General features: G+C 72.8%; 6 protein-coding genes. All 6 read left to right on the plus strand.

Going from position 1 to position 7,275, the window contains the following annotated elements; translation table 11 throughout:
- Positions 1 to 38 precede the first annotated feature (38 nt).
- Entirely contained in the window at positions 39 to 782 is a 744-nt protein-coding gene (locus tag IE278_RS19765; protein WP_189774093.1) for a FadR/GntR family transcriptional regulator, read from the plus strand.
- Positions 779 to 2,239 carry an amino acid permease gene (locus IE278_RS19770; RefSeq protein WP_189774095.1) on the plus strand — a complete coding sequence of 487 codons (1,461 nt, stop codon included), beginning with the start codon at positions 779 to 781 and terminating at the stop codon, positions 2,237 to 2,239. Before IE278_RS19765 ends, IE278_RS19770 begins: the two co-directional genes overlap by 4 nt.
- Positions 2,236 to 3,276: an asparaginase gene (locus IE278_RS19775; RefSeq protein ID WP_189774097.1), complete on the plus strand. Its 1,041-nt coding sequence runs from the start codon at positions 2,236 to 2,238 to the stop codon at positions 3,274 to 3,276. The genes IE278_RS19770 and IE278_RS19775 overlap by 4 nt, the downstream gene beginning before the upstream one ends.
- 299 nt (positions 3,277 to 3,575) lie before the next feature.
- Positions 3,576 to 4,499 (plus strand): glutaminase, encoded by a 924-nt coding sequence (locus IE278_RS19780; RefSeq protein WP_189774099.1) that lies wholly within the window; start codon positions 3,576 to 3,578, stop codon positions 4,497 to 4,499.
- 98 nt (positions 4,500 to 4,597) lie between these two features.
- On the plus strand, positions 4,598 to 6,004 hold the full coding sequence (gene mptB, locus IE278_RS19785; RefSeq protein WP_189774101.1) for a polyprenol phosphomannose-dependent alpha 1,6 mannosyltransferase MptB: 1,407 nt from the start codon (positions 4,598 to 4,600) through the stop codon (positions 6,002 to 6,004).
- A partial coding sequence (locus IE278_RS19790) for a glycosyltransferase 87 family protein (RefSeq protein WP_189774103.1) occupies positions 6,001 to 7,275 on the plus strand: 1,275 nt, incomplete at its 3' end. The genes mptB and IE278_RS19790, both read left to right, overlap by 4 nt.

The raw sequence follows: 7,275 nt of genomic DNA on the forward strand, positions 1-7,275 counted from the left end.
CTTGACAGTCGCCTCCCGTGCCCCGCAGGATCACCAACGTGAACCTGTCAGACAGCCAGACAGCCGGCTCCGTACCGAGGCGTATCAGCGCCATGGAAGCCGTGCTCGGGCACCTTCGCGGTGCCATCGAGCGCGGCGAGTACGCCGTGGGGGACAAGCTGCCCTCCGAGGCGGAGCTGTGCCGACGGCTGGAGGTCAGCAGACCCGTGCTGAGGGAGGCCCTGCGCGCCCTGCAGACCATGGGCCTGACCGTGTCACGGACCGGCAAGGGCACCTTCGTCGTGTCCAGCGGCCCCGTCGAGGACCCCACCTTCGGCGACTACACGGCCAGCGACCTGATGGAGGTCCGCCGGCACGTCGAGATCCCGGTGGCCGGCTACGCGGCGGTGCGCCGGACCCCCGAGGACCTGGACCACCTGGCCCACCTGCTCGAACGGATGGAGCGCGAGCGGGACACCACCGCGTGGGTCGCCATGGACACGCTCTTCCACCTCGCCGTGGCACAGGCCGCCCAGAACCCGGTCTTCCGCCGCGTGATCGAGGAGATCCGGGACGCGCTGGCCCGCCAGTCCGCGTTCCTCAACGAGCTCGGCGGCCGTCGCGAGCAGTCCAACCGTGAGCACCGCGCCATCGTCGAGGCCCTCGTCGACGGCGACGCGGCCGACGCGGCCGACGCCATGGCGCACCACCTCGACCGCGTCGAGACGACCCTCACCGCGATCGTGCGCCCCGAACGCACGGACCCCGCGGGCACCCCCACAGAAAACGGAACCAACGCGTGAGCGAGCAGTCCCTCGAAGAACAGACGCAGCCCGCGGAGCGGAAAAGGAGGGCGAGCGGTCATGTCGACGCCGGTGACGCGGGGTACAGCAAGTCCCTGAAGTCCCGGCACGTCAACATGATCGCCATCGGCGGGGCCATCGGCACCGGCCTCTTCCTCGGCGCCGGCGGCCGGCTCGTGGACGCGGGCCCGTCCCTCTTCATCGCGTACGCCGTCTGCGGAGTCTTCGCCTTCCTCGTCGTCCGCGCCCTCGGCGAACTCGTCCTGTACCGGCCGTCCTCCGGCGCCTTCGTGTCCTACGCCCGGGAGTTCCTCGGCGAGAAGGGCGCGTACACCGCGGGCTGGATGTACTTCCTGAACTGGGCGACCACCGGCGTCGCCGACATCACCGCGGTCGCCACCTACACCCACTACTGGGGCATGTTCTCCGACATCCCGCAGTGGGTGATCGCCCTGATCGCGCTGACCGTCGTACTCACCGTGAACCTGATCTCGGTGAAGATCTTCGGCGAGCTGGAGTTCTGGTTCGCCATCGTCAAGGTCGGCGCGCTCGTCGCCTTCATGCTGATCGGGATCTTCGTCCTGGTCACCCAGCACCCCGTCGACGGAGCCACCCCCGGCCCCTCCCTCATCACCGACAACGGCGGCCTCTTCCCCAACGGCCTGCTGCCGATGCTGCTGATCGTCCAGGGCGTCGTCTTCGCGTACGCCTCCGTCGAACTGGTCGGCGTCGCGGCGGGCGAGACGGAGAACCCGGAGAAGATCCTCCCCAAGGCCATCAACTCGATCATGTGGCGGGTCGGCCTCTTCTACGTCGGCTCGGTGCTCCTGCTGTCCATGCTGCTGCCCTGGAACAAGTACACCGCCGGGGAGAGCCCGTTCGTGACCGTGCTCTCCAACATCGGTATCCCGGCCGCGGGCGGCGTGATGAACCTGGTCGTGATGACCGCCGCCATGTCCAGCCTCAACTCCGGCCTGTACTCGACCGGCCGCATCCTGCGCTCCATGTCGATGGCCGGCTCGGCGCCCAGGTTCACCTCCGTGATGAGCCGCAGCCAGGTCCCGTACGGCGGGATCCTGCTGACCAGCGGTATCTGCGTACTCGGCGTCGGGCTCAACTTCGTCGTGCCCGCCGACGCCTTCGAGATCGTCCTCAACTTCGCCGCGCTCGGCATCCTCGCCACCTGGGGCATGATCATGATCTGTCATCTGCAGTTCTGGCGGAAGTCGCAGGAGGGCGAGGTGGACCGTCCCGGCTACCGCCTCCCGGGCTCGCCCTGGACCGAGGTCGTCACCCTCTTCTTCCTCGCCTCCGTCCTGGTCCTCATGTACGCGGACGGGGGAGCGGGCCGTACGACGGTCCTGTGCCTCCCGCTGATCGTGGCGGCGCTGGTGGCGGGCTGGTACGGCGTACGCGGCCGGGTCGCCGCGCTGCGGAACGGCCGGGTGGACGCATGAGCCCCAACGCCCTTTCCGGATGCGGGAGTTCGCTCGGCGCGGCCCCTTCCGTACGGGAACCGCTGCATGCGCCCGTCGCCCATCTCGTACGCGGCGGGGTCATCGAGGGCATCCACTACGGCTCGGTGGTCGTGCTGGCCGCCGACGGGAGCGTGGACCTGCAGATCGGTGACATCGAGGCGGCCTTCTACCCGCGCTCGGCTCTCAAGCCCGTCCAGGCGGTGGCGATGGTACGGGCCGGGCTGCCGCTGGAGGGCGACCTGCTCTCGCTGGCCGCCGCCAGCCACTCCGGCGAGGAACGCCACCTCGCCGGCAGCCGGCGGATCCTGGAACTCGCCGGACTCACCGAGGACGACCTGCGCAACGTCCCGGACCTGCCCTTCGACCCGGTCGTCCGGGAGGACTGGATCCGGGCCGGGCGACTGCCGTCGAGACTCGCCCAGAACTGCTCCGGCAAGCACGCGGCGATGCTCTACACGGCGCGGCTCAACGGCTGGTCGCTCGACGACTACCTCGACCCCGCGCATCCGCTGCAGCAGGCGATCGAGGAGATCGTCGAGGACCTGACCGGGCAGTCCGTCGCGCAGGTCACGGTCGACGGCTGCGGGGCTCCGCTGTTCGCCGTCTCGCTGCACGGCCTCGCCCGGGCCGCCGCGCGGATCACGACGGCCCCGACCGGTACGCCCGAGGCGCGGGTCGCCGACGCGATGCGCGAGCACGCGGAGATGGCGTCGGGGTCGGGGCGGGACGTCGCCGCGCTGATGCGGGCCGTGCCGGGGCTGCTGGCGAAGGACGGGTTCGAAGGTGTGCAGGTCGCGGCGCTTCCGGACGGCCGCGCCGTCGCCGTGAAGATCGCCGACGGCGCGGACCGCGCGCGGGTGCCGGTCACCGCGGCGGCCCTCGCCCGGGCCGGGGTCGACCCGGGCGCGCTCGCCGAGTTCGCCGGGGCGCCGCTGCTCGGGGGCGGCGAGGTGGTGGGCCGTATCCGCCCGACCCGAGCGCTCGACCCCCTGACGGAACCACCGGCCGCCGCGTGAACGCGCCGGCCGGGCCCCACGCACCGAAACGTGTGCGAGGTGCGGGTGGGTCGGAGTTGCCCGCGCCGTTCCCCGCGCCCCTTAGGGGGTCGGTGGCCCGCCGCGTGACGAAGTGACGGCCGGTTGGGGTTGCCCGCGCAGTTCCCCGCGCCCCTAGGGGGCGCCCCTCAGGGGCGCGGGGAACGGCGCAGTCTTGTGGCTTTTGGGGGCGCGGGGAACGGCGCAGTCCCTTGGGTGGGGGGCGGCGGGGGACCCCGTCGTCGGCCGCGTGGGCGTGCCGGCGGAGGCAGAATGCGATCATGAGTTCGCCCCTGACCTTCCAGCCCGTCCTGGACCGCATCGCCGCCGAGATCGAGCAGACCCCGGGCCGCGGCCGGCCTGCCGACTACATCCCGGCCCTCGCCGCCTGCGACCCCCGCCGCTTCGGCATGGCCGTCGCCGAGCTGGACGGCACGGTGTACGGCGTCGGCGACTGGCGTCAGCCCTTCTCGACCCAGTCCATCACCAAGGTCTTCACCCTCGCCCTGGACCTGGCCCACGAGGCCGACGAACTCTGGGAACACGTCGGCCGCGAACCCTCCGGCAACCCCTTCAACTCCCTCGTCCAGCTGGAGTACGAGAACGGCATCCCCCGCAACCCCTTCATCAACGCGGGCGCCCTCGTCGTCACCGACCGCCTCCACACCCAGACCGGCGACGCGGCGGGCACCCTCCTCGACTTCCTGCGCGCGGAGAGCGGCAACGAACACCTCGCCATCAACGAGGACGTGGCCGCCTCCGAGTCCGCCCACGGCGACCGCAACGCGGCACTCGCCCACTTCATGGCGGCCTACGGGAACATCGGCAACCCGGTCCCGGTCCTGCTCGACGAGTACTTCCGGCAGTGCTCCGTCGAGGCGTCCTGCGCCGACCTCGCCCTGGCCACCGGCTTCCTCGCCCGCCACGGCATCCGCGCCGACGGCAGCCGCCTGCTGACGATGAGCCAGGCCAAGGAGGTCAACGCGGTCATGCTCACCTGCGGCACGTACGACGCGGCGGGCGAGTTCGCGTACCGCGTGGGCCTGCCCGGCAAGAGCGGTGTCGGCGGCGGGGTCATCGCCGTCGTCCCCGGCCGCTGCACGCTCTGCGTCTGGAGCCCCGGCCTGGACGGACACGGCAACTCGGTCGCGGGAGTCGCCGCCCTCGACCGCTTCACCACCATCACCGGCCTCTCGGTGTTCTGAGCGGCCGGCCGGATCGGTAAGACGGCGGTCATGCCGCGGCTGCCGCTCCGAGGCGGGCGCGTCGTTTTCCGGCCACCCCGCCTTGACACGCTTGCCGAGTGTTGGCCAAGGGTTTCACCGTCGATCTGCGTCGCTGTCAGCTGCTCGGGCTCGCGGGCTCGGTCGTCCTCGCGGCGGGCGGCGAGACGGCCGGCGCCCTGCCCGTCCGGGAACTGCCGTCGCTCGCGTCCGGACGCGCGGCACTCGGCCTGGTCGGCGTGTACTTCGGGGTCGTTCTGCTCATCGCCGCCTGGGCGCTGCTGGGGCGGGTCATCCGGGGACCCGAACCGCCGACTCCCCGTGCGCTGCTGATCGTCCTCGCCGTGTGGGCGATCCCCCTGCTGCTCGCTCCGCCCCTGTTCAGCCGGGACGTGTACAGCTATCTGGCCCAGGGCGCGATGGTCGACGCGCACCTCGACGTGTACACGCACGGCCCCGCGATCCTCGGCGGACCCCTCGCCGACGAGGTGGCGCCGGTCTGGCGGCGGACCGCGACCCCGTACGGGCCCGTCTTCCTCGCCGTGGCCTCCGCGCTGTCGGGCCTGACGCGGGGCGAGGTGCCGGCCGGACTGTTCGGCATGCGGGTCGTCGCGCTGCTCGGCGTGGCGCTGATGGCCGCCGCACTGCCGAAGCTCGCCCGGCACAGCGGCGCCGACCCCGCCGCCGCGCTCTGGCTGGGCGCGCTCAACCCGCTCGTGCTGCTGCACCTGGTGGCCGGAGCGCACAACGACGCCATCATGCTCGGCCTGCTCGGCGCCGGACTGGTGGCGGCCCTCGGCCGCTGGCCCGTCCTGGGCGCCGTCCTCGTCACCCTGGCCGCACTGGTCAAGGCCCCGGCCGTCCTGGGCCTCGCGGCCGTCGTGGCACTCCAGGTGCGCGCCGGACGGGGCACGGTGAAGTCCACCGTCACGACGATCGCCGCCGCGCTCGCCACCACCGTCGCCGCGACCGCCGCGGCCGGTACGGGGTACGGCTGGATCGCCGCGCTGAAGACACCCGTGTCCCCGCACAACTGGTCGCCCACCAGCCTCCTCGGCCGGGCCACCGGCGACATCCTCCGCGCTCTGGGCAGCGATCTCGCCCCGTACGCGCTGCCCGCCTGGCACGCCTTCGGCCTGCTGCTCACCGGTGTCGTCATCGCGGCCATCTGGCTGCGCCGCCCCCGCGTGAGCCCCGTCTACGCGCTGGGCCTCAGCCTGGCGACGGTGGCCGTGCTCGGCCCGGCCATCCGGCCCTGGTACGCGCTGTGGGGCCTGTTCCTGATCGCCGCGGCGGCGCCCAGCACGTCCGTACGCCACCGGGTGGCCGCCGTGACCGGAGCCCTCGCCCTCGCCGTCCTGCCCAGCGGCGCACCGCCCGACAGCGAGCAACTGGCGCTCGCGGTGTCGGGCGGGATGCTCGCGCTGGTCGTCCTGTGGCAGGCGCACCAGACGTCGAACGCCCCCGTCCTGGGGCGGACGGCATGAGGCTGCCGCGCACCGACCGGGGGCGTCTGCTGTTCGTCCTCGTCCTGGCCACCGCCGTGACCGTCTTCACCGCGACCGTGCCCCTGCTGCGGGACTGGTTCGACCTGCGCGTCTACCACGGAGCCGTCGACACCTGGATCCACCACGGCGGCCACCTCTACGACTACCGGGTGCCCGGGACGACGTACGGCTTCACCTATCCGCCGTTCGCGGCGGTCAGCATGCTGCCGATGGCGCTCCTCGGCCTGCACACCGCGATCGCCGTCGGCCTGCTGCTCAACCTCGCCGCGACGGCCTTCGTCCTGCACACCCTGTACGTGCTGACGGGGCGCAGGCTGCGCCGGTACGGCCTGTTCGGGCTCGCCGTGGGCGTCTGTCTGCTCGCCCTCCTCGAACCGGTCCGCGACACCTTCAGTTTCGGCCAGGTCAACCTCCTGCTGCTGGCCCTCGTCCTCGCCGACGCCCGGCTGCTCGCGGCCGGACGCGGCCGCTGGGCGGGTGTCGGGATCGGTCTCGCCGCGGCGGTCAAGCTCACGCCCGCGATCTTCATCGTCCTGCTGCTGCTCGCCCGGCGCCCGCGCGCGGCGGCCACCGCCACGGGGGTCGCGACGGCCGCCACCGTGTTCGCGGCCGTGGTCGCGCCGGACGCCTCGCGCTTCTACTGGACCGACGCGCTCTGGGACACGTCCCGTATCGGCCGCCTCGCCTACGTCTCCAACCAGTCGCTGCAGGGCGTACTGGCCCGTCTCACCGACCCCGCCGAACCGAGCCGTGCCGTCTGGGCGCTGCTGGCCCTGGGCGTTCTCGCGGTGTGGGCGTGGCGGGCACGCCGGGCCCTCGCCGCGGGTGACGTCCTCGGCGCGTTCGCCCTCACCGGACTCGCCGCCTGCCTGGTCAGCCCCATCACCTGGGTGCACCACCTCGTCTGGTTGCTGCCCTCGCTGGTGATCCTCGGCGAGACGGGCCTGCGGCTGCGGCGCGGACGGCTGCTGTGGCTCACCGCGGGCCTGTACGTCCTGCTGTGCAGCAGCGTCGTGTGGCTGTGGTTCGACGACGCGTCGGGCCTCGTCGGCTTCGTCGGCGGCAACGCGTACGTGTGGATCACTGTGGGACTGCTGCTCGGGCTGCCCGTCGGTCAGGGCCGGGGGGCGGAGCGTCGGCCGTGGAGGCGCAGGGCCAGCGCCACGGCACCCCCGCCGAGGGCGGCGGCGCCCGCGAGCGTCCCCGCCGTCGCCAGCGCGTCACCGGGACCGCCGGAGTCGCCGGCGGCC

Origin of the sequence: Streptomyces tauricus, from assembly GCF_014650955.1 — a bacterium.
Taxonomy (GTDB): Bacteria; Actinomycetota; Actinomycetes; order Streptomycetales; family Streptomycetaceae; genus Streptomyces; species Streptomyces tauricus.

Coding starts and splice junctions, on each gene's coding strand:
- IE278_RS19780 (WP_189774099.1), top strand. CDS start 3,576: ATGAGTTCGCCCCTGACCTTCCAGCCCGTCCTGGACCGCATCGCCGCC.
- IE278_RS19775 (WP_189774097.1), top strand. CDS start 2,236: ATGAGCCCCAACGCCCTTTCCGGATGCGGGAGTTCGCTCGGCGCGGCC.